The sequence below is a fragment of the Methylobacterium crusticola genome (assembly GCF_003574465.1).
Lineage (GTDB): Bacteria > Pseudomonadota > Alphaproteobacteria > Rhizobiales > Beijerinckiaceae > Methylobacterium > Methylobacterium crusticola.
The window spans coordinates 50,205-73,007 of sequence record NZ_QOWC01000004.1 but is presented as its reverse complement, the minus strand read 5'-3'; the positions used below and the strand labels follow the sequence as shown (position 1 = coordinate 73,007).

Genomic DNA, 22,803 nt, shown 5'->3' with positions numbered 1-22,803 from the left:
GCACCCCACACCTTTTCGCGCCCAACCTCAAGGCATCATCGCGCGCCGGGCCGCCGTCGCACCGCCCTGTCGCATCCGCGGTACAGTGGCGGCCGCAATCCCGCGTCCGGCGGGCCTCGATCGAGGCCGGAACTGCAGCACTGACAAGAGTTTGGCTGGCGCGCCGGACCGGGCCGCGCTCAGCGCGTCTCGCGCCCGTCCCGGATCACGACGCCGAGCTGGTCGATGAGCGTGTCCAGCTCCCTCGGCACCGGCTGATCGACCACCTCGGTGTACATGGCCCGTAGGTCGTGACCGAGCTTGGCGAGCAGCAGCGCGTCGGCCAGCGACGACGCCGTGGCGTCCGTCTGGCCGAACGTCGCCGCGTGGTTGCTCGAGATCAGCTTCATGGCGGGACCGTCGGGCGCGAGCCCGGCTCCATCGAGGGACGCGAGATCGGGGCCGCCGCGGCACGGGTTCGACGGCGACGGGCCGCCGCGCGACCGGCGGGATCACGCAAGACAACGCGGATCCGGGCGGGCAGTTGCGCCGGGTCCGCGCGCGGCTCCCCGCCCCGTGCCGAACCGCACGGGCGGGGAGCCGGGCCGGGACGGCGTCGTCACATCGGCGGCGTGAGGCCGTCCTTGCCGACCGAGACGCTGCGCGCGTCGAGGCGGTCACCGTCCCGGGCCGCCACCGCGAACACCTTGGCACCCGGCACCAGGATCGCGGCATCCGCCGGCTCGAGGGTCACGACCGGGGCCTTGGCCGGTACCGCGATGACGATGGACTGGCCCTTGTAGGCGACCGTCAGGGTCCTCTCCCCGTTGGCGGCGGCGCTCGCCGCGACGGTGCCGTTGGTCATCGAGGTCTCGACGCGGGGCGCCTGCACGGTGCCGTTGGTCATCGAGGTCTCGACCGCGCCGCCCCCGGACACCGTGTCGGGCAGCATGTCCCAGGCGTAGTGGCCCTCCCCCGCGCCCCGCAGCGCCTCGGGGAAGATCACCACCTCGAGGGCGGTCGGCGGGGTGCCGGGCTTGGCGGCGGTGCCGATGAAGCTGCCCTCCTTGACGGCGTCGAGGCTCGCCCGGATCACGTGGGCGAAGCGCGTGGTCGGGGCGAACCGTACGGTCTCGGTCTTGCCGTCGACGGTCCGGACCGTGACGGTATCGGGACCGACGCTGTCGATCGTACCCCGCACGCGCTCGACCTGGGGCGCGGCGCGGGCCGACCCCGCCGGCAGGGCGAGGGCGGCCGACAGCGCGAGGGCGGCCAGGGCGAGCGGTCCTGCGGCGACGCGGGTTCTGAAAGCGGTCATGGGGCGGGCTCCCGGACATGAGGGTCCGGGACGTTATGGTGCGCGCGCGGCGGGCCACCATGCCCCGGCGCGGATCGCGGCGGGGCCCCGATGTCGCGGGGCGCCGGCCTCAACCCCGCGCGGCGACGGCGATCGTCGTCTCCTCCGTGAGGCAGAAGACGATCCCGGCCGCCCGCAGGGCCGCGACGGCAGCGTGGCGGGCCCGGGACGAAGGCCCCTCCCCGTCCTCCTCCAGGCGGCGGATGGTGGACAGCGACAGGCCGCTCATCGCGGCGAGGCCGGCCATCGAGCAGCCCAAGAGTGCGCGGGCCGCCCGCAGGTGCCGGCCCTCGATCGCCTGCTCGAGGCAGTGGCGCAGGGCGCCGGTACCCTGCACCGGGTGCACCCCGCTCGGCGCGGTGACCCCATTCCAGTTCAGGATCGTTCCGTCGCCGCCCCGGGACACCGCGACGGTGAGCCGGAACGGCACGCGATCGCCGTTCGCCAGGATCTGCTTGAACGCCAGCGTGAACGGCTTGCCGCTCTGCCAGAGCGCAGGCACCTCGTCGCGCCAGTATCCCTGCTCCTCCCGGGGAATCGCCCGGAGCCAGTTCTCCAGGAGGTCCTCGTTGCGCAGCCCGGTGAGCTCGAGGAACTCGCGCGGGTAGGAGAGGATCGGGAAATGCGCGATGGTCGCGAAGTAGGTCTGGCTCTGCTCGAACAGGGCGCGGCGCTGAAGGGTCTGGACGCGGTGGGCGCGCGCCAGCAACTCGCGCTCGCTGACGTCCACCACCACGCCGGCTGCCCGCAGCGGGCGCCCGTCCGGCGCGTGGAACACCTCGCCCCGCATCATCACGGTGCGCAGGACCCCGTCCGGCCGCAGGATGCGGACGGTATGATCCCCGAGGATACCCCATTCGCGCACCTCGACCGCGCTCTCCAGGAGCGGGCGGTCGTCGGGGTGCACGAGGCTCAGGAGCCCTTGGTAGCTCGCCTCGACCCGGCCCGGGGTCACCCTCAGGATGTCGTGGAGCCCCGCTGACCAGGCCTGCCGGTTCGCGGCGAACGCCCAGCCCCAGGTCCCGGTGAGCCCGATGCCCTCGACGAGCCGCAGGATCTCGTCGGTGGAGGTGCCCGGGTCGAAGGCCGGGATGGAGTCAGTCATCGCCGTCCGACGGGGCCGCGTCTGCGCCGATCTCCCGCGGGAGGATCCGGGACGGGAACAGCCGGAGCGCCGTGCCGCGGACGCACCTGCCCGCGCAGGTCCGGCAGACCCGTGCACCCACCCGCCGCTTCGCGGCAGGAACAGCGGCTGAGCGTCTGGGATGCGGCATCACGTGCGACGAGACGGTCGGATTTCGGCGGGCTGGACCTCAGCTTTCCACTATAACAAAAATCAATTTCACGACAGCCCTCGCGCGTGCGGTCGGGCCCCGGCAGCCCAGACGGGCCGGACCGGCTCCGCTGCGGGCGGCCCTGGCGCCGGGATGCGGCCGATGCGTCCTGCGAGCCGGCCGACCGCGTTCTCAGGCGGCGACGGGGTCGCCGAGCGGCGCCGCCGGCGGGATCCCCTCACTCCTCCTCGGCGGTCTCCAGCGTGGCCTTGAGGGTGTCCAGCACCCGGCGGGCGAGCTCCGAATCCGGGTCGTCGCGGGTGAGCGCGTCCTCGAGCATGCCGAGGTAGCCGCCGAGCTGGTGCCGGTAATGCTCGGAATCGATCGTTCGCAGGATGCCGGCGACGAAGCGCACCGCCATCTGCATGGCCACCTGCTTGGCGGCGATGTCGGCCTGCGCCTCCGAGAGCCGGGCGATCATCTCGCCGTGGTTCGCCGACAGGGTGGTCAGGCCGTTGATCTTGTCGTCCGGGCTCATGCGCTCCCCCAATTGGAAAGGGGGCCCCTCCCGGCGGGAGAGGCCCCCTCGCGGCGCCCCGTGCGCGGGGGCGCAAGGCGCCCCGTCAGGCCGCGAGCTGGCGCAGCACGTAGGGCAGGATGCCGCCGTTGCGGAAGTATTCCAGCTCGTCGAGGGTATCGATGCGGCAGGTCAGCGGCACCTGCGTCACCGTGCCGTCCGCGGACGTGATCTCGGCGGTGAGCGTCTGGCGCGGCTTGAGCTCGCCGGCCAGCCCCCGGATGGTGACGGTCTCGTCGCCCCTGAGCCCCAGGGAGGCCCAGGAGGTGTCGCCCTGGAACACCAGCGGCACCACGCCCATGCCGACGAGGTTCGAGCGGTGGATGCGCTCGAAGCTCTCGGCGATCACCGCGCGCACGCCGAGCAGCTTCGTGCCCTTCGCGGCCCAGTCGCGCGACGAGCCGGTGCCGTACTCCTTGCCGGCAAAGACCACGAGCGGCGTGCCGGCCTGCTGGTAGCGCATGGCCGCGTCGTAGATGAACATCCGCTCGCCCCCCGGCTGGTAGAGGGTGTAGCCGCCCTCCACCACGGTGCCGGAGCCGTCGCGCACCATCTGGTTCTTGATGCGGATGTTGGCGAAGGTGCCCCGCATCATCACCTCGTGGTTGCCGCGCCGGGTGCCGTACTGGTTGAAGTCCTGCACCCGGACCTGGTGCTCCTGGAGGTAGCCGCCCGCCGGCGAGGCCGCCCGGATGTTGCCGGCCGGCGAGATGTGGTCGGTGGTGATGGAGTCGAGGAACAGGCCGAGGATCCGGGCGTCGACCACGTCCTCCACGGGCTTCGGCGTCTTCTCCATGCCGACGAAGTAGGGCGGGTTCTGCACGTAGGTCGAGCCGGGGTTCCAGCTGAACGTCTCGGCCTGCGTGACCTCGACCGCCTTCCAGTTGTCGTCGCCGCCGAACACGTCGGCGTAGCGCGACTTGAACAGAGTCGAGGTGATGTTGGCCTCGATGAATTCCTGCACCTCGGCGGCGCTCGGCCAGATGTCGGCGAGGTAGACGGGCTTGCCGTCCGTGCCGATGCCGAGCGGCTCCCGGGTGATGTCGATCTGGAGCGAGCCGGCGAGGGCGTAGGCCACGACGAGGGGCGGCGAGGCGAGGTAGTTCGCCCGCACGTCGGGATTCACCCGGCCCTCGAAGTTGCGGTTGCCCGACAGGACCGCCGCCGCCACCACGTCGTTGTCGTTGATGGCCTTCGAGATCGCCGGCGGCAGCGGGCCCGAATTGCCGATGCAGGTGGTGCAGCCGAAGCCCACGAGGTTGAAGCCGAGGGCGTCGAGGCTCGTCTGCAGGCCGGCCTTCTCGAGGTACTCCGCCACCACCTGGGAGCCGGGCGCGAGGGAGGTCTTCACCCAGGGCTTGGAGCGCAGGCCCCGGGCGACCGCGTTGCGGGCGAGCAGCCCCGCGCCGATCATCACGCTCGGGTTCGAGGTGTTGGTGCAGGAGGTGATCGCCGCGATCACGACGTCGCCGTGGCCGATGTCGAAGTTCGCCCCCTCGACCGCGTAGCGCTTCGCGATCTCCGCCGCCTTGCGGAACTCCGTCTCCATGGACTGGGCGAAGCCCGGCTTGGCGCCGTCGAGGAGCACCCGGTCCTGCGGGCGCTTCGGGCCGGCGAGCGAGGGCCGCACGTCGGTCATGTCGAGGGCCAGGGTGTCGGTGAAGACCGGGTCGGGCGTCTGGGCGTCCCGCCACATGCCCTGCGCCTTGGCGTAGGCCTCCACGAGGGCGATGCGCTCGTCCCGGCGCCCGGTGACGCGCAGGAAGTCGATGGTCTTCTGGTCGACCGGGAAGAAGCCGCAGGTCGCGCCGTACTCGGGCGCCATGTTGGAGATGGTGGCGCGGTCCGCGACCGACATGTCGTCGAGGCCCGGGCCGTAGAACTCCACGAACTTGCCGACCACGCCCTTCTTGCGCAGCATCTGGGTGACGGTGAGCACGAGGTCGGTCGCGGTCGTGCCCTCCGGCAGCTTGCCGGACAGCTTGAAGCCGACGACCTCCGGGATCAGCATGGAGAGCGGCTGGCCGAGCATCGCGGCCTCGGCCTCGATGCCGCCGACGCCCCAGCCCAGCACCGCGAGGCCGTTGACCATCGTGGTGTGCGAATCGGTGCCGACGAGGGAATCCGGATAGGCCACCTCGGCGCCCTCGAAGGGCTTCGTCCACACCGTCTGCGACAGGTACTCGAGGTTGACCTGGTGGCAGATCCCGGTGCCGGGGGGCACCACCGAGAAGTTGTCGAAGGCCGACTGGCCCCATTTCAGGAAGGTGTAGCGCTCCCCGTTGCGCTCGTACTCGAGCGCGACGTTGTCGGCGAGCGCCTTCGGGGTGCCGAACTCGTCGACGATCACCGAGTGGTCGATGACGAGGTCGACGGGCACGAGCGGGTTGATCTTCTGCGGGTCGCCGCCGAGGGCCACCATGGCGTCGCGCATCGCCGCGAGGTCGACCACGGCCGGCACGCCGGTGAAGTCCTGCATCAGCACTCGGGCCGGCCGGAAGGCGATCTCGGTCTCGACCTTGCCGCGGTTGTCGATCCAGGCGGTGACGGCCTCGATGTCGGCCTTCTTGACCGAGCGGTCGTCCTCGTAGCGCAGCAGGTTCTCGAGCAGCACCTTCATGGAGAAGGGCAGCCGGCTGGCATCCGACAGGCCGTTCTTCTCGGCGGCCGGGATGGCGTAGTAGGTGTAGGTCTTGCCGCCGGCCTGGAGCGTCTGGCGGGCCTTGAAGCTGTCGATCGATGCCACGGCGTGGTCCTCGCGAGGGGTTGTCGAACACGGCACAGGCACGGCCTGCGCCAAACTCGGTGTTCGGCCGGATGCGCTGGGGGAGCCGGCGTCGCTGACGCAATGCCGCTGCCCTTGTCCCGAACGCCCTCTCCGGTCGGTCGACCGGACGATGCGGACGGTGCGCGCGCCGCCCCGGGGGTGCCCGGACTGGGATGCGCGAAGGACGGTTTGGACGCCTCTAAGGTCGCGCGGCGCAGCCAAGGGTGCGTATAGAACACTTCGAAACTGCCCGCTACCGGTCAGGTGGGCGCCGGCCCGGCCATTCTCTCCGGCCCGCGCTTGCCGTATGGCACCCGGGCCGAGCACGCTCCTCCCCATCCGGGCCGAGGGGGTCCGTCCCGCGGGAGCCCCCGTGCGCCTCATCGCCGAGAACCTCGCCTGCCGCCGCTCCGGCCGCCGCATCTTCGCCCGGCTCTCCTTCGCGCTCGGGCCCGGCGAGGCCCTGACCGTCACGGGGCGCAACGGCGCCGGCAAGTCGTCGCTCCTGGCGATCCTGGCGGGCCGGCTGCGGCCCGATGCCGGCGCGGTGCGGGCCGAGGACGTGGGCGAGCGCACCATCCCCGAGTGCCTGCACGTCGTCGGCCACCGGGACGGCCTCAAGGGCGCGCTCACCGCCGAGGAGAACCTGGCCTTCGCCCGCGATCTCCTCGGCGACCCCGACCTTGCTCCCCGGGCGGCGCTGGCGCGCCTCGGCCTCGCCCACGCGGCGGCCCTGCCGGTCGCCTACCTGTCGGCGGGCCAGCGCCGGCGCGTCGCCCTCGCCCGGCTGCTGGTCTGCCGGCGGCCGCTCTGGCTCCTCGACGAGCCGGCCGCCGCCCTGGACGCCGCCTCCCAGGGGGCGCTGGCGGCGCTGATGGGCGCGCACCGGGCCGCCGGCGGCCTCGTCGTCGCGGCGACCCACCAGGCCCTCGGGCTCGAGGGCGCCCGCGCGCTCTCGATCGAGGGCTACCGGGAGGCGGCCGGGCGCGGCGCCGACCCGTTCGGCGAGCCCGCCCGATGATGCGCGCCTTCCTGGCCGTGGTCGCGCGCGACCTGCGGCTCGCCGGCCGCATCGGCGGCTCGGGCGCGCTCTCCCTCGTGTTCTTCCTGATGATCGTGGCGCTCGTGCCCTTCGGCCTCGGGCCGGACCTGAACCTCCTCGCGCGGATCGGCCCCGGCATCCTGTGGATCGCCGCCGTGCTGGCGACCCTGATCGGCCTCGACCGCTTGTTCCAGGCCGACGAGGAGGACGGCTCCCTCGACCTCCTCGTCGGGGCCCCCGCCCCGCTGGAACTCGTGGTCCTGGCCAAGGTCGCGGCGCACTGGCTCGGCACCGGCCTGCCGCTCGCCCTCGCCACCCCGCTGTTCGGCCTCCTGGTGGCGCTCTCCCCCACGGCCATGGCCGCCACCGGCCTGACGCTCCTCGTCGGCACGCCGGCCCTGACCTTCATCGGCGCGGTGGGCGCCGCGCTCACCGCCTCGATCCGCCGCGGCGGGCTGATCCTCGCCGTGGTCGTGCTGCCCCTGATGATCCCGACGCTGATCTTCGGCGTCTCGGCGGCGGACGCGGCGCTCGGCGGCACGGTGCCGTTCGGGACGCCGCTGATGATCCTCGCGGCGCTGAGCCTCGTGGCGGCCGTGGTCGGGACCCTGGCGGCCGCCGCGGCCCTGCGCTGGGGGGAGTAGGCCCGGTGGACGGCCGCGCCAGTGGGTCGGGTTTGCGCGATTTTTGTGGGTACGAAATCCGATGCGGATCGTCTACGATCCTGCCAAGCGAGCCAGCAACCTGTGCAAGCACGGCCTCGACTTCGAGGATGCGGCGGAGGTGCTCGGGGGACCCGCGCTCGACATCCGCGACATCCGGTTCGACTACGGCGAGCCGCGGATCATGAGTGTCGGCCATCTCCGGGGCCGCATGGTCGTCGTGGTCTGGACGCCGGATGGCGATGCATACCGGATCATCAGCATGAGGAAGGCGAATGACCGCGAGCAGAAACGATATCGAGGCCGCCTGGACGCGCCTTGATGCCGCGCCGGCCACCCCGGACGACGACAGCCCGGAACTGACCGAGGCCGATTTCGCCCGCGGCACCTGGCGCATCGGCGGGACGCCCGTGGGCGAGGCGGAGGGCCGAGCCGCCGCGGCCGCCGCCGCCCGGCCGCGCGGCCGGCCGCCCCGGAGCGGAGGCAAGCAACATCTCAACCTGCGCGTCGACCACGACGTCGTGGCCGCCTACCGGGCCACGGGGCCGGGCTGGCAGGGGCGCATGAACGACGCGCTGCGCAAGGCGATCGGGCTGTAGCCCCTCGCGCCGGCCTCTGGCTGCGGGCGCGGCCTGCCGTCCCGGTCCGCTCCTCGTCCTCCGTCCGCGCGGAGCGCGGATCGGCGCCCCGCGCTCAGAACACCGCCTGCCCGAGCAGCACCGCCGCGACCACGATCACCACCGCGACGACCAGGAACAGCCCGAACAGCAGCCGGGCGATGCCGCGGGCGCCGGACGCCACGTTGGTGAAGCCGAGGGCGCCCGCCACCAGCGAGACCACGAAGAAGATGAGCGCCCATTTCAGCATGGCGGTGAAACCTCGGCCGTCGGTGGAGACGAGGCGACAACCGGCGCGGCCACGCTTCGTTCCACCCCGTCGGGCACGGCCGGCGCCGCGCCGTCCCGGCTCCGCCCCGCCACGGAGCCAGGCGGCGGGGCTGCGCCCATCGTCCGCATTGCCGGGAGCGTCGCCGGCGCGCTAAACCCGCTGCATGTCGACGGGTCGTCTCACGCGGCTGGCGCAGCCCGGCCATTTCCTGCGCTGGTCCGGGGCCCTGCTGCCCTGGGTGGCGGGCCTGGCGGCCGTGCTCGTCGCCACCGGGCAGTACATGACCTGGTTCGTCGCCCCGCCCGACTACCAGCAGGGCGAGACCGTCCGGATCATGTTCATCCACGTGCCGGCGGCCTGGATGGCGGTGTTCTTCTACGGCACCATGGCGGTCTCGGCGCTCGGCACACTGGTCTGGCGCCATCCCCTGGCGGACGTGGCCCAGCGCGCCGCGGCCCCGATCGGGGCGGCCTTCACGCTGGTCTGCCTCGTCACCGGCTCGCTCTGGGGCAAGCCGATGTGGGGCACCTACTGGGTCTGGGACGCGCGCCTGACCTCGATGCTGGTGCTGTTCCTGATCTATTGCGGGCTGCTCGCCCTGTGGCGGACCATCGAGGATCCCGGCCGGGCCGCCCGGGCGGTGGCGATCCTGACCCTCGTCGGCGCCGTGAACCTGCCGATCATCAAGTTCTCGGTGAACTGGTGGTCGACCCTGCATCAGCCCGCCTCGATCCTGCGCCTGGGAGGCTCGACCATCCATCCGAGCATGCTCTACCCGCTGCTGGTGATGATCGCCGCCGCCTCGGTGCTCGGCCTCGCCCTGCACCTGCAGGCGATGCGCACCGAGATCCTGCGCCGGCGCGTGCGGACGCTGACGCTGCTGGAGGCCGAGCGGCTCGACGCCGCCCTGCCGGCCGCCCAGGCGGCCTGAGGAGCCCGGCCGTGGATCTCGGACCGCACGCCGCCTACATCGTCGGCGCCTACGCGTTCACCGCCCTGGTGATCGCCGGCCTCGTCCTGCACGCCGTGCTCGACCACCGGGCGCAGCTGCGCGCGCTCGCCCTCCTCAAGGACGACCGGAGGCGCCCGTGAGCGCCGCCCCCGGGCAGCCGACCGGTGGGCTCGAGACCGACGAGGCGCCGCCCCGCCGCGGCCGGCTGGTGTTCCTCCTGCCCCTCCTCGCCTTCGCGGGCCTCGCCGGCATCTTCCTCGGCAAGCTCCTGACCACCGGCTACGACCCGTCGAGCGTGCCCTCGGCCCTGATCGGCCAGCCGGTGCCGGCCTTCGCGCTGCCGGGCGTGCCGGGCCTCGTCGCGGAAGGCGGACCGGTGCCGGGCTTCTCCAGCGACGACCTGAAGGGCCGGGTCACGGTCGTGAACGTCTGGGCGTCCTGGTGCGCGCCCTGCCAGGTCGAGCACCCGATGCTGGTGCGGCTCGCCGGCGACGGCGTGAACCTCGTGGGCATCGACTACAAGGACCAGCCCGAGAACGGCCGCCGCTTCCTCGGCCGGCACGGCAACCCGTTCCGGGCGGTCGGCGCCGACGAGAGCGGCCGCGTCGGCATCGATCTCGGGGTCTACGGTGTGCCGGAGACCTACGTCGTCGGGCCCGACGGCCGCATCCGCGAGAAGCTCGTCGGCATCCTGACGCCCGAGACCTATCCGGCCTTCCTCGCCCGGGTGCGGGCCATCCGCTAGGACCCCGCCCCGCCCGGGCGCCGGCTCGCGCCTCGCCCGGGGAGGGCTACCCTCACGCGGACCGGATTCCGCTCACTTGGCCAGTGCTCACTTGGCAAGAGCTCATTTGGCCAGTGCTCACTTGGCCCGAGCTCATTTAGGCAGCGCGTAGATGTTGACCTCGAGGCCGTCGTCGGCGGTCGCGCCGAGGTCGCTCAGGTACTCCTCCACGAAGGCGTCCTGGACCACGATGCCCTTGGCGTCGAGGTAGGCCGTCACCGTCTCGTAGGTCTGGTCGATGCCCTCGTAGGCGCCCTTGTGGACGAAGCGCAGGGCCTTGCCGCTCGGCGTGGCGCCGAAGCGCACGTCGTCGGGGAGCCCGGCGGGCCGCGGGCTCGGGGCGGCCTCGACCGGCACCATGGCCTCGTACTGGAAGCCGTCGTCGTCGGTGCGGGTGAAGACCGCGAGGGGCCGCCCGGCCGCCCGGATGCCGGCCCGGGCCAGTTCGGACTCGATGCGCCCGATGGCGTCCTTGAGGTTCTGCACCGCGTTGTCCCAGGTGCCCCGGCCCGACACGATCGCGGCGGGCTTCGCCGGCAGCGTCACCTCGTCGACGTCGGACGGGTCGCCCGGGTTCGCCACGAGGGGCGGGCGGCCCGACGCCGGCGGCACCGGTGTCGCGGGCGGCAGCGCCTTCTCGGGGACCGGCGGCCTCGGCGCCTGGTTGGTCCCGGGTCCGGGGCCCGGCTCGGTGGTGGTCGGGAGCGGCGCGCTCTGGGCCGGCGAGGGCGTGCCGGCCGGCGGCGCGGAGGGCGCCTGCGGCGCGGGAGCCTGGGCGCCGGCGGGGCTCACGGCCAGGGCCGCGGCGAGGCCGAGTGCGAGGAGCGGGACACGGGTGTTCATCACGGGCGGAGCGCTCCGGGAGGGATGCCGGGGGCCGGCGCGTCGCCGAATCGCCGGCCCCGTCGAACGCGTCAAGCGTAAAGCCGTTTCCCGTCCATCGCGAGAGCGTGAGCGCGCAGGGCAGCGCGCGGCGGGCCGGCCGCTCGCGCCCGCCGCCATTCTGGTCCATAGAGCGCGCGTCCCGTCCGCGAGGCTTCCCGCGTGTCCCCCCTCGACCATCGCCGCTTCCTCAAGATGAACGGGCTCGGCAACGAGATCGTCGTGCTCGACCTGCGCGGCACCGCGATCCGGGTGCGGCCCGGCGAGGCCCGCGCCATCGCGGCCGACCCGGCCTCGCGCTTCGACCAGATGATGGTCCTGCACGATCCAGCGACCCCGGGCACCGACGCCTTCGTGCGCATCTACAACACGGACGGCACGGAGGCGGGCGCCTGCGGCAACGGCACCCGCTGCGTCGCCTGGGCCATGCTGGAGGACCCCGCGATGGCGCGGCCGGCGCCGGAAGGCCGGCTCACCCTCGAGACCCGGGCCGGGCTCGTCGCCGTCGCCCGCGTCTCGGACGTGGACTTCACCGTCGACATGGGGGCGCCGCGCCTGAGGTGGGACGAGATCCCGCTCCGCGAGCCGTTCCCCGACACCCGGCGCATCGAGCTGCAGGTCGGCCCGATCGACGATCCCGTGCTGCACTCGCCCGGCGCCGTCGGCATGGGCAACCCCCACGCGGTGTTCTTCGTCGCGCGCGATCCCGCCACCTACGACCTCGCCCGGATCGGCCCCCTGCTCGAGGCCCACCCGATCTTCCCCGACCGGGCCAACATCTCGCTGGCTCAAGTTCTCGACCGGCACCACATCCGGCTCCGGGTCTGGGAGCGCGGCGCCGGCCTGACCCGGGCCTGCGGCACCGCCGCCTGCGCGGCCCTCGTCGCCGCCGCGCGCCTGCGCATGACCGGACGCGAGGCCGTCGTGACCCTGCCGGGGGGCGACCTCGCCATCGCCTGGGGGGAGGACGACCACGTGCGCATGACCGGCCCGACCGAGCTCGAGCACGAGGGCACGTTCGCCCCCGCCCTGCTCGCCGGGGCGGCGTGATGCCCGTGGAGGTGCTGACCTTCGGCTGCCGCCTCAACGCCGCCGAGTCGGAGGCGATGCGCCAGCAAGCCGAGGCCGCCGGCCACCGCGACCTCGTCGTGGTCAACACCTGCGCGGTCACCGCGGAGGCCGGGCGGCAGGCCCGCAAGGCGATCCGGGCCGCCGTGCGCGCCGACGCCGGCGCCCGGGTGGTGGTGACCGGCTGCGGCGCGCAGGTCGAGACCCGGGCCTACGCCGCGATGCCGGAGGTCGCCGCCGTGATCGGCAACCGCCGCAAGCTCGACGCCGAGACCTGGCGGGACCTCGACCCGGCCGGGGGCGTCCCGGACGGGGCCGGGCGGGTGCGCGTCGACGACGTCTGGGCGCGGCGGCCCGAGCCCGCCCCCCTCCTCGGGGAGATGCCGGGGCGCACCCGCGCCTTCGTGCCGGTGCAGAACGGCTGCGACCACCGCTGCACCTTCTGCGTCATCCCGTTCGGCCGCGGCGCGTCGCGCTCGGTCGCGCCGGAGGCCGTGGTGGCGCAGGTCTCCCGCCTCGTCGAGCGCGGCACCCGCGAGGTGGTGCTCACCGGCGTCGACCTGACGGCCTACGGGCGCGAATGCGGCGGCCCGTCCCTCGGCGGCCTCGTCGCGACGATCCTGCGGGCGGTGCCGGACCTCCCGCGCCTGCGCCTCTCCTCGATCGATTCGGTCGAGGCGGACGCCGCCCTCCTCGACGCCCTGGCGGGCGAGCCGCGGCTGATGCCGCACCTGCACCTGTCGCTCCAGGCCGGCGACGACCTGATCCTGAAGCGGATGCGGCGCCGCCACGGCCGGGCCGACGCGATCCGGTTCTGCGCCGAGGTGCGGCGGCTGCGCCCGGAGACGGTGTTCGGGGCCGACCTGATCGCGGGCTTCCCGACGGAGACCGAGGCGCAGTTCGCCCGCTCGCTCGACCTCGTGGCGGCGTGCGGCCTGACCCACCTGCACGTCTTCCCCTACTCTCCCCGGCCCGGGACCCCGGCCGCCCGGATGCCCCAGGTGGCTCCCGGGACGATCCGCGACCGGGCCTCCCGCCTGCGCGCGGCCGGGGCCGCCGCGCTCCGGCGCCGGCTCGACGCGGAAATCGGCCGCACCCACCGGGTTCTGGCCGAGCGCGGCGGCCTCGGCCGCACCGAGTCCTTCCTGCCCGTGCGGCTGCCCGAGGGCGCCGAGCCGGGGGCGCTCGTTCCCCTGCGCATCGCCGGGCACGACGGGCGGGCGCTGCTCGCCGCGTAGGGCTTGCTTCTCCCGGGGCGTCGCGTCCGCACGCGCGTCCGAGCTCCCGGCCCGGTGCAGACGCGTTCCTCCGCTCGCCACGGGCTCCTACCGCCCCGCCCGGGTGCGCCGGCGCACAGCGGCCGGCCCGCCCGGCTTGCCCACGGCCGCGTGCACTGCAAAAAGGGAGCCGCGGGCGCGCGCCGCCCCCGGTGCGGCGGCCGAGATCGGTTAGGGCAGCGGATGCGAAGCCTGTTCGTCCTGCTCACGATCGCCGTCGCGATCGGCCTCATCGTCAACTCCCTGATCGAGAACGCGGACACGAAGGCCCTCGCGGTCGCCCAGGCCGAGGCCGCTCGCCGGGTCGTGGCGGCGGTCGACGCGTTCGCCGGCAAGGCCGGCCTCTCGCAGGACTGGGTAGCGTACTGCCGGGTCGAGACGCAGCGGAAGATCGGCCTGTACCCGAAGGACGGCTCGATCCCGTTCGGCCTGCGCTACTCGAGCGCCACCGCGGCGGAGGTCCAGGCCGCCATGCGGGTGCGCGAGCAGTACGAGATGTCGGATCAGATCCTCTGCCTCGCGACCCTGAGGAACGCGCTCCGGGGGGCGGACGACCCCGTCCGGTAGGACGGCGTCCCGCCGGCGCTCGCGGCCCCGGGCTCGGCCGCGCCGTCGAGGTCCCTGCCCCGGCGCGAGCGGCCTCGTCACGCCCCCGGGAGGCGCCGCAGCCGGACCACCGCGCGGTCGAGAGCGCCCAGGAACGCCGAGCGGTCCCGGGGCGAGAACGGCTTCGGGCCACCCGTGACCGCCCCCGCCTCGCGCAGGCTCTGCATCAGGTCGCGGGTCGCGACGGCCATGCCGATGGAGGCGTCCGTGAAGCCCTTTCCGGTCGGCGACAGGACCGTCGCGCCGGCCTTGACGCAGCGGCTCGCGAGCGGCACGTCGGCCGTGACCACGACGGCGCCCGGCCCCGCCCGCTCGGCGATCCAGTCGTCGGCCGCGTCGAACCCGTCCGAGACCACGATCCGCTCGATCCAGGGCTCCCGCGGCACGTTGATGAAGGCGTTGGCGACCATGAAGACGTGGAGCCCGTAGCGCCCGGCGACGCGGTAGACCTCGTCCTTCACCGGGCAGGCATCCGCATCGACGTAGATGGCGATCGGGTGGGGCATCGTCGCTCTCAGGTCGGGTCGTCCGCGCGGCGCCGCTCCCGGGGAAGCCGGAACCGGGCCGGCCTCGCGGAGGGACGAGAGGTTAGGGTCCGCCAGGCGCTTGGCTCGAGCGCCTGGCAGACCCTATCTCAGGTGCCCGGATTGACGAACAGGCTGGCGAACTCGGCTGGCCCGTAGTCGCGGCCGGTGATGTCGGTGATCACGACGTCCGCATGGCCGTCCGCCGTCAGCGCGACGGCCTTCTCCAGGGCGGATTCCGGCGTGGTGCGCTGGTACGACAGCCGGCCGTCGGCGGTGTGGGCGGTCACGACGAGTTGCATGAAGCTCCTGCTTCGTTGGGATCGGCCAGCTTACCGGAGCACGCCACCGTTCGCGAGTCCGGACCGGCCTTCCCCGCGCCGGAGCGTGGTCCCGGGCCGCGCGTCCTCCTCCGACCGGGGTCCCGCCCGGCCCCGCGGGATGCTTTGTGTCTCCGCGCGAATCGGCCTAGCCTGCCGATTCGGGAAGTTGGCCGCAGAAAGCACGAGCCGACGAGGGAGACGTCCATGCAGGATCCCGTTCGCATCACGGTGAAGCCCGACGGCCGCTACACGCTGTTCCGGGGGGATCGCCCCCTGATCTACGGCCTCGAGCGGGAGGTCGCCCTGCGCCTCGCCGAGACCTACAACGTCGTGATCGAGCGGGCCTACAGCATCGGCTAGCCTCTCGCCCGGCGCAGTCGATACTTCCTCCTCATCCGGACCGAACACGGATCGCGCACGCGGACGACCGGCCGGTGTCTCGCGGGGTGCCGGTTGCGTCCTCGCGTGGTCTCGCGACGACGTGGCCGTTCGTCCAGCGCGGGCCGCGCGGCGCCACGAGATGCCTGGGCCCAGCCGGCTGCGGGACGTCGCCCGGGTGGCCTTCCGCCGGGACCCGGCTTCCCCCGAAGGCCCGGGCACGCCTCGGCCAGAACGCAGCGCCGTGGTTCGCAGGAGACCGGGACCGGCCGGGACGCGAGGGCGTGCGCTGCGTGCCGGGCAGACCCGAGCCCGTCCCGTCGGGCCTCGCCCGCGTGAGCGCCGCGTCGCAGGACAAAACACGCGGGCCGGACGTCGGCAGAGGTCTCAGGGGTGCCGAGATCCAGCCCGCAGTTGCGCCGGAGTGTCATGGAGGTCGCGAAATCAGCGACGCCGGCGCACAACCTAAGATATAGTTTGCGATCACGAATGCAACCGGAATAATCTTCTCCCGCGGCCCATCGCGTGAGCGGAGCCGTACCGTCATGGAGATCCTGGCGCGCCGACGCTTCTACCGAAGGTTGTAACCGATCCTCCGCGGGTCGCGCGCGCTGCCGTGCGCTCGCCGAACGGCCGGGCGAGCGCCGGGGGGCGGGTGACGACGCGGTCCGCGCGGCCGCGCAGGGTCAGCGGGCGGGACAGACGGGTCCGGTCAGGAGGGCTCCCGCCCCGGCGCCCAGGGGGCCCGCACTCGCCGGGGCCGCGGACGCCGCCTGGTCTCCCGTCGGGTCCAGGTCGGCGCGCGGGCCGATCACGGCGGCGGGCTGCGCGACCAGGCCGCCCGGCACTTGGCCGGTGGAGGCTTGGCCGGTGGAAGCTTGGCCGGTGACTGCTTGGCCAGCAGGAGCTTGGCCGGCCGGGGCCTGGATGTTGATCGGCCAGCTCAGCCCGCCGGCGGGCAAGGGCCGCCCCGAGGCCACGAGCGCCTCCGCGTGATCGAGCAGCATATCCTCGATGTCAGCCGGTCCCAGCATCGCCAACTCCATCGCGTATTTTGCACTGCACAATGCGAACCGGGCGACGCGGGCAAGGTTCCCGCCGGGCACGCTGCGCGGGGCTCACCCCGGAGGCACACCTCGGGCGCGCGCGGAGCCGCGTCCGGCCACGGTCGCACAGGGCCGCGGCCGTCTGAGCAGGCCTGCGCCGGAGGGTGGCGTACCGGGTGTCCTCGCGCGTCGGGAGGGGCCATCGCGCCACCGGCACCTCTGCTCCCGCTGGCCCCGCGGCGCTCGCGCGCCTCGCCGGGCGATGCTCCTCTGAAAAGAAAGGCCGCTCTCGCGAGCGGCCTCGAAGTCTAGGGAGGAAACGCCCAAAGAGGGCATGCATGACCGCGACAGCGTCGCGGGCCGGCAGACACACTCTACGCTGCACCGCACTTGGTGCAAAGCGCAAAACCGGTCCGCGCTGCACGAGCTGCGACTTCGTTGCACGGACGCATCACTTGCCCGTTGCGCGGGCCGGCAGTGTCGGCAGGGCGCGAATGCCCGATCCGGTCCGCGCCGTAGCGGCCCGGATCGGCGACGCGCCGAGCCCGCCGCGCGGGGACGGGCGCAGCCTCCGTCTCAGAAGACGCGGGCGTGCCACGTCGGCCCGAAATGGGCCGAGGCGCGCCGCTGCACCGGAACGGCTCTCGCCGCGCCCTGGTTCACGAGCCCGAGGCAGCACGCGGCCAGGAATGCGCAGACGCTGCCGCCGAGGGGCGCCGCCGCGAAGGCGACGGAATGGCCGGCGCCCCAGAGGAGCGCCGTCGTCAAGGGGCCGCCGATCAGGGCGGACATCACCAGCGGGATCATGGTCGATCTCTCAGACATGGATTTCGTAAGGCAATGATCGAGGAGGCGGAGTTGTTTCCTCGATCGCCGCAGTTCCGGACCGAGCGCCGTGCATGGCTCGCCGCGTCGGCGGGACGCCCGGCTCAGATCCTGAGCATTCCCCATTGGCCGATGACCAGCACGCCGAGGGCCACCGCGACGGCGCAGCCGCCGGCGAGGCGCTGGTCGTCGTCGATCCGGCCGAAGCCCCAGAGCAGAAGCAATCCCGCCGTCAGGGAACTGGCCGCACCGAGCGTGAGGGGAGTGAGGAGAGAAGAGATGTGCGCCTCCGGTCTGTCGGACGCCACGGATCGGGAACGCGGGCGGGAAGAGCACGGCCGCCCCGCCTGGGGGATGCGGGACGGCCGCCCCTTCTCCGATCGCTCCGGCGCAGCACGCCGGAGCGCCGGAAACCCGGACCCGACCTCGGCCCCGTCCGCTCCGGCGCTCCCCCGAGGGGCGTCCCGAGCGATGGCGGGGGCGGGCACGGACCTGATCGTGCGTGGTTGGTCCTGCGTGGACGAGAAGCAGGATGCCCGCGGCCGGCGGGAGCTTCCGTGAGGTACATCACACAGGCCGGCGGCCGCGGGGATCGCCCCGCCGGGGCGGACGAAAGGGCGGCGCCGGGGCGCGCAAAGTGCTACCGAGGCGCGGAGTGTGGTTGGAGCAGAGATGGACCGGAATGGCGATCAGGGCGCTGAACACCCGCAACAAGCTCTCGAACGACTTCAACGACGCGACTGACGCCTTCATCGACGAGGTGCTGGACGCCCTCCAGGCGGGCCGGATCCCCCGCGACCTGGCGCGGGCCTACCTGGCCCACCCCGTCGCCATGATGCATGCGGACGGCGCCCAGGCCGTCGCGAACTATCTCGACCGGATGCTGGCCCAGCGCCCCGAGATCGACTGGACACCCGGCGAGTAGCCGCGCAGCGAGGTTCGGAGCGTGGACACCCCCGTCATCAGGCGCGTCGCGGCGGCCATCCAGGCGGAGGATGCCGGGCCGGGCACGCTCTTCGGCATCGACGACGCGGCGGCCGAGCGCTTCGCGCGGGCGGCCGTCGCGGCGTACGGGGCGGCGCTCGCCGAGGCCGGCCTGGCGATCGTGCCCCTCGCGGTCGCCGAGGCCATGCAGGCCCACGATCAGCAGGTCACCGAGCAGGGCCGGAAGGCGGCCGAGGACCGGGAGAGCGTGAAGAAGCCGCTCGAGCGCTACCGCAGGCTGACCGGCCGGAAGGCGTGATTGCGGTCCCCCGGGCGACGCGGCCGGCCACGCCTCCCGCCCCGGCGGCTCGCGACCGGCGGCCCCCCTCATCCGGGTCGCGAGGACGCCCGCAGGGCCTGGCGCGCGCGGCGCCGCGGCCGCACGCGCGGGTTGCAATTTCTCGATCCCGAGGCCCGGAGGCGCGCTTATGGCCTAGCTTGCCGGCGCCGGGCATGTTAGTGTTCACGGCATCATCGGTGGCGAAGCGAAAGTAGTCCTTCTGCAATCGGCCAGGACGGACCGAGCATCCGCGCCACCGCAGACGATCCGATGCTGCTGCGCGACAGCAGTGCGAGAACGATCCGTTCTGCGCCATGCGGCTTTGCATGCGCGGACGCGGGATCCTCTGACTGGACCGAGCGATACGCACCCTCCCGGCGGCGGCAGCTGTGCCGACGCCTGTCGGCCGATGCTTGCCCGAAGGAGTGACGGCATGAGGAAGCACGCCCGCGCGGCCGGTCTGGCCGTGCTCGCCGCCGTGACGACGACGGCGGTCTCCGCCCAGGAATCGAGTGCGCAGCGCGCCGCCTGCACGCCGGACGTGATCCGCCTCTGCTTCGGCGACATCCCGGACGTGCCGCGCATCAAGGCCTGCCTGCGCCGGGAGCGCCAGAACCTGAGCACGGCCTGCCAGGAGGTCTTCAACGCCGTCGACCGCGGCGGCGCCTCCGCGTCCGCGACGACGCGGCGCCGGGGGTAGCGGCGTCCGGTTCGCGCGGCCCCGGTCCCGCCCGGCGTCCTCAGGGCCGGGAAATCGGGCCCGGCGCGGGTCCGCGGCGGAACGGCGGGGCCGTCCGTCCTGTTGCGTCACGACCCCTCCGCTCTCGTGACTGGACCCGTCGATGCCGGACGAACCCGCCCCGCAGACCTTCGCGCGCCTTCCGAGCGCCCGTCTCGATGATCTGCGCGCCGCGAAGGTCGCCATCATCGGCGCGGCGAACGGCTCGCCCTACGAGGCCGGCCGCGAGAGCCACGCCGCGGCCGCGCCGGCCGCGCTCCGGGCGGCCTCGGCGGCGTTCACGCTCAGGCACTTCGACTTCGACCTGGACGGACCCCTCCTCGACGCGGAGGGCGAGGGAAGCGGGATCGTCGATTGCGGCGACGTCCCGACCGACCCGGCGGATCCCGCCGGCAACCGCGCGCGCATCAGCGACGCGGTCCGGACGATCCTGGCGGCCGGCGCCGCGCCCCTCGTCCTCGGCGGCGACGATTCGGTGCCGATCCCGGTCCTGCAGGCCTTCGAGAGCCAGGGCCCGATCACGATCCTCCAGATCGACGCGCACGTCGATTGGGGCGACGTGATCCAGGGCAACGGCCTCGGGTACGGCAGCCCGATGCGCCGCGCCTCCGAGATGCCGTGGGTGAGCGGCATGGTGCAGGTCGGGATCCGCGGCCTTGGGAGCGGCACCCCCGACCAGATCGCCGACGCCCGCGCCTGGGGCAGCCGGATCGTGACGATGCGCGACTTCCGGCGCATGGGGATCGAGGGAGCCCTCGCCCTGGTGCCGGCCGGCGGCGACGTGTTCGTGACGATCGACGTCGACGGCTTCGATCTCGCGATCATGCCGGCCGTGAACGCCCCGACGCCCGGCGGTCTGTTCTACCAGGACGTGATCGAGCTCATCCACGGCGTGAGCGACCGGGCCCGCATCTGCGGCTGCTCCCTGGTCGAGCTGGTGCCCGAGAAGGACCCGGGCGGCCTGTCGGCCCTGACGGCGGCCCGGGTCGCCTGCACGGTCGCCGCGCTGATGCGGGTGCTCTAGGGGCGGCGCCGGAGCCGCGCCGCGCCGCGCTTGCCGGCCGGCGGGGCGGCCGCCTCGGCCCCCGGGGCCGGCGCAGGTCTCAGGACAGGTGCAGGCCGGTGCCGAGCGCCGTCGGGCGCCGGCCCGCGGGCGCCGACGCCGCGGTCTCGGGCCCGTGCGCCTCCAGGACCGTCTTGCCCCGGAACACCCAGTAGGCGTGCGCCGTGTAGGCGAGGACGACCGGCAGGACGAGCACGACGCCGCCGAGGATGAAGCGCAGCGTGGCGGCGTCCGAGGCCGCCTCCCAGAGGGTGGCGTGGTACGGCACCACGTGCGGCCAGAGGCTGGCGACGAGGCCCGCGAAGCCGAGCACGAACAGCAGGATGGCGAGCAGGAAGGGCCGGCGCTCGTGCCGCCCCCAGAGGCTGCGCCAGAGCAGCACCGCCGCGCCGGCGGCCGCGAGCGGCAGCGGCGCGAGCCAGAGGAGGCGCGGCCACGCGAACCAGCGCGCCGCCACGTGCGGCTCGCTCAGCGCCGTCCAGGCGCTCACCAGCGCCATCATGGCCATCGCCAGGATCAGCGCGGCGTGGGCGACCTCGCGGCCGAAGACCTGCGTCGGGCCGTCGGTCCGCCAGATCAGCCAGCCGGCGCCGAGGAGCGCGTAGCCGCCGACGATCCCGGCGGCGCACAGGAGACCCAGGATCGAGACGAACGAGAACGGACCCCCGGCGAAGTGGCCGTCCTCGATCGCCACCCCCTGGATGAACCCGCCGAGGATCAGGCCCTGGCAGAGGGCCGCGGCGAGGGAGCCGCCCGCGAAGGCGAAGTCCCAGACCCGCCGGAAGCGCCCGGCCTGGAAGCGGAACTCGAAGGCGATGCCGCGCAGGATGAGGGCGAACAGCATCGCCATGATGGGGAGGTAGAAGGCCGGCAGCAGGACGTAGTAGGCCATCGGGAAGGCGGCCCAGAGCACGGCGGCGCCGAGCACGAGCCAGGTCTCGTTGCCGTCCCAGAACGGCGCGACGCTCTGCATCATCAGGTCCCGGTCGCGGTCCATGGGCGCGAGCAGGAACAGGATGCCGATGCCGAGGTCGAACCCGTCGGCGATCACGTAGAGCGCCACGGCGCCGGCCGCGACGAGGGCGAAGACGAGGGGCAGGTCCATGGCTACTCTCCGGGGGCCAGCGTGCGGGCGTAGGCGGGCGCGGCGCCCACGATCGCGGGGCCGGCCTGCTCCAGGCCGGGCCGGACCGCGTTCGGCCTCTCGTCCGCCAGCGGGTCTGGCCCGCGCATCGCGATCCGCGCGCCGTACCAGAAGAACGCGAGGAGCAGCAGGTTGTAGACGACGAAGAACAGGATGAGGGAGGACAGCACCGCCCCCGCCGGCTGCACGGTCACGGCGTCCGCCGTGCGCAGGTGCCCGTAGACCACGAAGGGCTGCCGGCCGGTCTCGGTGACGGTCCAGCCCGCCACGATGGCGACGAAGCCGAGCGGTGTTCCCGCCATGCAGGCGACCTGGAACCAGCGGGTGGCGTAGAGCCGGCCGCGCCAGCGCAGCCAGGCGCCGGTCAGCGCCAGGGCGATGAGCACGAGGGCGATGCCCACCATGATGCGGAAGGCGAAGAACACGAACGGCGCGTAGGGGCGGTCGGCGGCGGGCACCGCCTTGAGGCCCTGCACCTCGCCGTCCCACGAATGCGTCAGGTAGAGGCTCGCGAAGCCCTTGATCGGGAGCGCGACCTCGTAGAGGTTCCGCTCCTGGCCCATGTCGGGCCAGGCGAAGAGCAGGCTGGGAACGGCCCGGCCGGTGTCCCAGATCCCCTCCATGGCGGCGACCTTGGTCGGCTGGTGCACCAGCGTGTTGCGGCCGTGCGCGTCGCCCAGCACCGCCTGGAGGGGCGCGAGGACGAGGCAGGCCCACATCGCCATCGAGAAGGCGGTCCGCGAGGCCGTGACGTGCGTGCCGCGCCAGAGGTGGTAGGCTGAGACCCCGGCCACCACGAAGCTGCCGGTGAGGTAGCTCGCGCAGACCATGTGCATCAGGCGGTACGGGTAGGACGGGTTGAAGAAGGCCTGCGCCCAGTCGCTGACGCGGAAGATGCCCTCCGGGTCGACGGTGTAGCCGGCCGGCGTCTGCATCCAGCTGTTCGAGGCCAGGATCCAGCTCGCGCTGATGAGCGTGCCGGTCGCCACCATGAGGCAGGCGAAGGCGTGCAGGCCCGGGCCGACCCGGCGCTCGCCGAACAGCACGATGCCGATGAAGCCCGCCTCGAGGAAGAAGGCCGACAGGACCTCGTACAGGAAGAACGGGCCCAGCACGTTGCTGACCGAGCGCGAGAAGCCGCTCCAGTTGGTGCCGATCTGGTAGCCGAGCACGATCCCGGTGATCACCCCCATGCCGAAGCCGAGCGCGAAGATCCGGATCCAGAAGCGCATCAGCGCCCGGTAGACCGGATCGTCGGTGCGCCAGGTGAGGACGCTCAGGAACGCCACGAAGGACGCGATGCCGATCGTGAAGGCCGGCCACAGGATGTGGAAGGCGACCGTGAAGGCGAACTGGATGCGCGAGAGCAGGAGGGCGTCCAT

Annotated in this window: 28 protein-coding genes; 15 read left to right on the top strand and 13 right to left on the bottom strand. The window is 73.4% G+C overall.

The window, feature by feature from the left end; genetic code table 11:
- Positions 1 to 179 precede the first annotated feature (179 nt).
- The 5 genes from DT057_RS07910 to acnA form a co-directional block, all read right to left on the bottom strand.
- Positions 180 to 389: a NepR family anti-sigma factor gene (locus DT057_RS07910; RefSeq protein WP_128561534.1), complete on the bottom strand. Its 210-nt coding sequence runs from the start codon at positions 387 to 389 to the stop codon at positions 180 to 182.
- Positions 390 to 598: 209 nt separating this feature from the next.
- Positions 599 to 1,297 carry a metal ABC transporter permease gene (locus tag DT057_RS07905; protein ID WP_203236219.1) on the bottom strand — a complete coding sequence of 233 codons (699 nt, stop codon included), beginning with the start codon at positions 1,295 to 1,297 and terminating at the stop codon, positions 599 to 601.
- A gap of 109 nt (positions 1,298 to 1,406) precedes the next feature.
- Positions 1,407 to 2,441 (bottom strand): PAS domain-containing protein, encoded by a 1,035-nt coding sequence (locus DT057_RS07900; RefSeq protein ID WP_128561533.1) that lies wholly within the window; start codon positions 2,439 to 2,441, stop codon positions 1,407 to 1,409.
- A 407-nt stretch (positions 2,442 to 2,848) separates the two neighbouring features.
- Positions 2,849 to 3,148 (bottom strand): hypothetical protein, encoded by a 300-nt coding sequence (locus DT057_RS07895; RefSeq protein ID WP_128561532.1) that lies wholly within the window; start codon positions 3,146 to 3,148, stop codon positions 2,849 to 2,851.
- Positions 3,149 to 3,233: 85 nt separating this feature from the next.
- Positions 3,234 to 5,933 (bottom strand): aconitate hydratase AcnA, encoded by a 2,700-nt coding sequence (gene acnA / locus DT057_RS07890; RefSeq protein ID WP_128561531.1) that lies wholly within the window; start codon positions 5,931 to 5,933, stop codon positions 3,234 to 3,236.
- Between the two features lie 394 nt (positions 5,934 to 6,327).
- On the opposite strand from acnA, the gene ccmA reads away from it, so the two are divergent.
- The 4 genes from ccmA (at position 6,328) to DT057_RS07870 (ending at position 8,257) form a co-directional block, all read left to right on the top strand.
- The gene (gene ccmA, locus DT057_RS07885) at positions 6,328 to 6,975 is read left to right on the top strand and encodes a heme ABC exporter ATP-binding protein CcmA (RefSeq protein WP_128561530.1); all 648 of its coding nucleotides are present in this window, start codon (positions 6,328 to 6,330) and stop codon (positions 6,973 to 6,975) included.
- The gene (ccmB, locus tag DT057_RS07880) at positions 6,972 to 7,640 is read left to right on the top strand and encodes a heme exporter protein CcmB (protein ID WP_128561529.1); all 669 of its coding nucleotides are present in this window, start codon (positions 6,972 to 6,974) and stop codon (positions 7,638 to 7,640) included. Before ccmA ends, ccmB begins: the two co-directional genes overlap by 4 nt.
- 61 nt (positions 7,641 to 7,701) lie before the next feature.
- Positions 7,702 to 7,980 carry a BrnT family toxin gene (locus DT057_RS07875; RefSeq protein WP_128561528.1) on the top strand — a complete coding sequence of 93 codons (279 nt, stop codon included), beginning with the start codon at positions 7,702 to 7,704 and terminating at the stop codon, positions 7,978 to 7,980.
- Entirely contained in the window at positions 7,934 to 8,257 is a 324-nt protein-coding gene (locus DT057_RS07870) for a BrnA antitoxin family protein (RefSeq protein ID WP_128561527.1), read from the top strand. Before DT057_RS07875 ends, DT057_RS07870 begins: the two co-directional genes overlap by 47 nt.
- 94 nt (positions 8,258 to 8,351) lie before the next feature.
- On the opposite strand, the gene DT057_RS07865 is transcribed toward DT057_RS07870, so the two are convergent.
- Entirely contained in the window at positions 8,352 to 8,525 is a 174-nt protein-coding gene (locus DT057_RS07865; protein ID WP_128561526.1) for a DUF1328 domain-containing protein, read from the bottom strand.
- Between the two features lie 184 nt (positions 8,526 to 8,709).
- Here DT057_RS07865 and DT057_RS07860 point away from each other — a divergent pair, with 184 nt between their 5' ends.
- From DT057_RS07860 to DT057_RS07850, 3 genes are read left to right on the top strand one after another with little or no spacing between them, the layout of a single operon-like run.
- Positions 8,710 to 9,477, top strand: coding sequence for a heme ABC transporter permease (locus DT057_RS07860; RefSeq protein WP_128561525.1), 768 nt, complete (start codon positions 8,710 to 8,712; stop codon positions 9,475 to 9,477).
- An 11-nt stretch (positions 9,478 to 9,488) separates the two neighbouring features.
- Entirely contained in the window at positions 9,489 to 9,638 is a 150-nt protein-coding gene (gene ccmD / locus DT057_RS07855; protein WP_128561524.1) for a heme exporter protein CcmD, read from the top strand.
- Positions 9,635 to 10,243 carry a DsbE family thiol:disulfide interchange protein gene (locus DT057_RS07850; protein ID WP_128561523.1) on the top strand — a complete coding sequence of 203 codons (609 nt, stop codon included), beginning with the start codon at positions 9,635 to 9,637 and terminating at the stop codon, positions 10,241 to 10,243. The genes ccmD and DT057_RS07850 overlap by 4 nt, the downstream gene beginning before the upstream one ends.
- A gap of 132 nt (positions 10,244 to 10,375) precedes the next feature.
- Here DT057_RS07850 and DT057_RS07845 read toward each other — a convergent pair whose 3' ends face one another.
- A complete protein-coding gene (locus tag DT057_RS07845; protein WP_128561555.1) occupies positions 10,376 to 11,125 on the bottom strand; it encodes a GyrI-like domain-containing protein in 750 nt (249 codons plus the stop codon).
- 201 nt (positions 11,126 to 11,326) lie between these two features.
- Between DT057_RS07845 and dapF the strand changes: the two genes are divergently transcribed.
- The 3 genes from dapF (at position 11,327) to DT057_RS07830 (ending at position 14,076) form a co-directional block, all read left to right on the top strand.
- Complete coding sequence (gene dapF / locus DT057_RS07840) at positions 11,327 to 12,214, top strand: diaminopimelate epimerase (RefSeq protein WP_128561522.1); 888 nt, start codon at positions 11,327 to 11,329, stop codon at positions 12,212 to 12,214.
- Positions 12,214 to 13,470 (top strand): tRNA (N(6)-L-threonylcarbamoyladenosine(37)-C(2))-methylthiotransferase MtaB, encoded by a 1,257-nt coding sequence (mtaB, locus tag DT057_RS07835; RefSeq protein ID WP_128561521.1) that lies wholly within the window; start codon positions 12,214 to 12,216, stop codon positions 13,468 to 13,470. The genes dapF and mtaB overlap by 1 nt, the downstream gene beginning before the upstream one ends.
- Positions 13,471 to 13,692: 222 nt before the next feature.
- Entirely contained in the window at positions 13,693 to 14,076 is a 384-nt protein-coding gene (locus DT057_RS07830; protein ID WP_128561520.1) for a hypothetical protein, read from the top strand.
- Positions 14,077 to 14,153: 77 nt separating this feature from the next.
- Here DT057_RS07830 and DT057_RS07825 read toward each other — a convergent pair whose 3' ends face one another.
- Both DT057_RS07825 and DT057_RS07820 read right to left on the bottom strand, forming a co-directional pair.
- A complete protein-coding gene (locus tag DT057_RS07825) occupies positions 14,154 to 14,621 on the bottom strand; it encodes a YaiI/YqxD family protein (protein ID WP_128561519.1) in 468 nt (155 codons plus the stop codon).
- A 128-nt stretch (positions 14,622 to 14,749) separates the two neighbouring features.
- Positions 14,750 to 14,941: a hypothetical protein gene (locus tag DT057_RS07820; RefSeq protein ID WP_128561518.1), complete on the bottom strand. Its 192-nt coding sequence runs from the start codon at positions 14,939 to 14,941 to the stop codon at positions 14,750 to 14,752.
- Positions 14,942 to 15,166: 225 nt separating this feature from the next.
- On the opposite strand from DT057_RS07820, the gene DT057_RS36070 reads away from it, so the two are divergent.
- A complete protein-coding gene (locus tag DT057_RS36070; RefSeq protein ID WP_203236218.1) occupies positions 15,167 to 15,322 on the top strand; it encodes a hypothetical protein in 156 nt (51 codons plus the stop codon).
- A gap of 704 nt (positions 15,323 to 16,026) precedes the next feature.
- Here DT057_RS36070 and DT057_RS07815 read toward each other — a convergent pair.
- A complete protein-coding gene (locus tag DT057_RS07815) occupies positions 16,027 to 16,386 on the bottom strand; it encodes a hypothetical protein (RefSeq protein ID WP_128561517.1) in 360 nt (119 codons plus the stop codon).
- Between the two features lie 576 nt (positions 16,387 to 16,962).
- A complete protein-coding gene (locus tag DT057_RS07810) occupies positions 16,963 to 17,211 on the bottom strand; it encodes a hypothetical protein (RefSeq protein WP_128561516.1) in 249 nt (82 codons plus the stop codon).
- Positions 17,212 to 17,893: 682 nt separating this feature from the next.
- Here DT057_RS07810 and DT057_RS07805 point away from each other — a divergent pair.
- The 4 genes from DT057_RS07805 to DT057_RS07790 all read left to right on the top strand — a co-directional run bounded on the left by DT057_RS07805 (position 17,894) and on the right by DT057_RS07790 (position 20,238).
- The gene (locus tag DT057_RS07805) at positions 17,894 to 18,136 is read left to right on the top strand and encodes a hypothetical protein (RefSeq protein WP_128561515.1); all 243 of its coding nucleotides are present in this window, start codon (positions 17,894 to 17,896) and stop codon (positions 18,134 to 18,136) included.
- Positions 18,137 to 18,157: 21 nt separating this feature from the next.
- Positions 18,158 to 18,454, top strand: coding sequence for a hypothetical protein (locus tag DT057_RS07800; RefSeq protein ID WP_128561514.1), 297 nt, complete (start codon positions 18,158 to 18,160; stop codon positions 18,452 to 18,454).
- Positions 18,455 to 18,908: 454 nt separating this feature from the next.
- Positions 18,909 to 19,175, top strand: coding sequence for a hypothetical protein (locus DT057_RS07795; protein ID WP_128561513.1), 267 nt, complete (start codon positions 18,909 to 18,911; stop codon positions 19,173 to 19,175).
- Positions 19,176 to 19,317: 142 nt separating this feature from the next.
- Positions 19,318 to 20,238 carry an arginase family protein gene (locus DT057_RS07790; protein ID WP_128561512.1) on the top strand — a complete coding sequence of 307 codons (921 nt, stop codon included), beginning with the start codon at positions 19,318 to 19,320 and terminating at the stop codon, positions 20,236 to 20,238.
- A 79-nt stretch (positions 20,239 to 20,317) separates the two neighbouring features.
- Here DT057_RS07790 and cydB read toward each other — a convergent pair whose 3' ends face one another.
- Positions 20,318 to 21,382, bottom strand: coding sequence for a cytochrome d ubiquinol oxidase subunit II (gene cydB / locus DT057_RS07785; protein WP_128561511.1), 1,065 nt, complete (start codon positions 21,380 to 21,382; stop codon positions 20,318 to 20,320).
- Positions 21,383 to 21,384: 2 nt separating this feature from the next.
- Positions 21,385 to 22,803: a cytochrome ubiquinol oxidase subunit I gene (locus tag DT057_RS07780; protein ID WP_128561510.1), complete on the bottom strand. Its 1,419-nt coding sequence runs from the start codon at positions 22,801 to 22,803 to the stop codon at positions 21,385 to 21,387.

Excerpts from the sequence above, each read along its gene's own strand:
- ccmB (WP_128561529.1), top strand. The coding sequence starts at position 6,972 with ATGATGCGCGCCTTCCTGGCCGTGGTCGCGCGCGACCTGCGGCTCGCC.
- DT057_RS07895 (WP_128561532.1), bottom strand. The coding sequence starts at position 3,148 with ATGAGCCCGGACGACAAGATCAACGGCCTGACCACCCTGTCGGCGAAC.
- DT057_RS07830 (WP_128561520.1), top strand. The coding sequence starts at position 13,693 with ATGCGAAGCCTGTTCGTCCTGCTCACGATCGCCGTCGCGATCGGCCTC.
- DT057_RS07905 (WP_203236219.1), bottom strand. The coding sequence starts at position 1,297 with ATGACCGCTTTCAGAACCCGCGTCGCCGCAGGACCGCTCGCCCTGGCC.
- DT057_RS07845 (WP_128561555.1), bottom strand. The coding sequence starts at position 11,125 with ATGAACACCCGTGTCCCGCTCCTCGCACTCGGCCTCGCCGCGGCCCTG.
- DT057_RS07780 (WP_128561510.1), bottom strand. The coding sequence starts at position 22,803 with ATGGACGCCCTCCTGCTCTCGCGCATCCAGTTCGCCTTCACGGTCGCC.
- DT057_RS07810 (WP_128561516.1), bottom strand. The coding sequence starts at position 17,211 with ATGTCTGAGAGATCGACCATGATCCCGCTGGTGATGTCCGCCCTGATC.
- cydB (WP_128561511.1), bottom strand. The coding sequence starts at position 21,382 with ATGGACCTGCCCCTCGTCTTCGCCCTCGTCGCGGCCGGCGCCGTGGCG.
- DT057_RS07825 (WP_128561519.1), bottom strand. The coding sequence starts at position 14,621 with ATGCCCCACCCGATCGCCATCTACGTCGATGCGGATGCCTGCCCGGTG.
- DT057_RS07795 (WP_128561513.1), top strand. The coding sequence starts at position 18,909 with ATGAGGAAGCACGCCCGCGCGGCCGGTCTGGCCGTGCTCGCCGCCGTG.
- DT057_RS07875 (WP_128561528.1), top strand. The coding sequence starts at position 7,702 with ATGCGGATCGTCTACGATCCTGCCAAGCGAGCCAGCAACCTGTGCAAG.
- DT057_RS07865 (WP_128561526.1), bottom strand. The coding sequence starts at position 8,525 with ATGCTGAAATGGGCGCTCATCTTCTTCGTGGTCTCGCTGGTGGCGGGC.
- DT057_RS07790 (WP_128561512.1), top strand. The coding sequence starts at position 19,318 with ATGCCGGACGAACCCGCCCCGCAGACCTTCGCGCGCCTTCCGAGCGCC.
- DT057_RS07900 (WP_128561533.1), bottom strand. The coding sequence starts at position 2,441 with ATGACTGACTCCATCCCGGCCTTCGACCCGGGCACCTCCACCGACGAG.
- DT057_RS07820 (WP_128561518.1), bottom strand. The coding sequence starts at position 14,941 with ATGCAACTCGTCGTGACCGCCCACACCGCCGACGGCCGGCTGTCGTAC.
- DT057_RS07805 (WP_128561515.1), top strand. The coding sequence starts at position 17,894 with ATGGCGATCAGGGCGCTGAACACCCGCAACAAGCTCTCGAACGACTTC.
- DT057_RS07870 (WP_128561527.1), top strand. The coding sequence starts at position 7,934 with ATGACCGCGAGCAGAAACGATATCGAGGCCGCCTGGACGCGCCTTGAT.
- DT057_RS07815 (WP_128561517.1), bottom strand. The coding sequence starts at position 16,386 with ATGGAGTTGGCGATGCTGGGACCGGCTGACATCGAGGATATGCTGCTC.
- mtaB (WP_128561521.1), top strand. The coding sequence starts at position 12,214 with ATGCCCGTGGAGGTGCTGACCTTCGGCTGCCGCCTCAACGCCGCCGAG.
- DT057_RS07910 (WP_128561534.1), bottom strand. The coding sequence starts at position 389 with ATGAAGCTGATCTCGAGCAACCACGCGGCGACGTTCGGCCAGACGGAC.
- DT057_RS36070 (WP_203236218.1), top strand. The coding sequence starts at position 15,167 with ATGCAGGATCCCGTTCGCATCACGGTGAAGCCCGACGGCCGCTACACG.
- DT057_RS07860 (WP_128561525.1), top strand. The coding sequence starts at position 8,710 with ATGTCGACGGGTCGTCTCACGCGGCTGGCGCAGCCCGGCCATTTCCTG.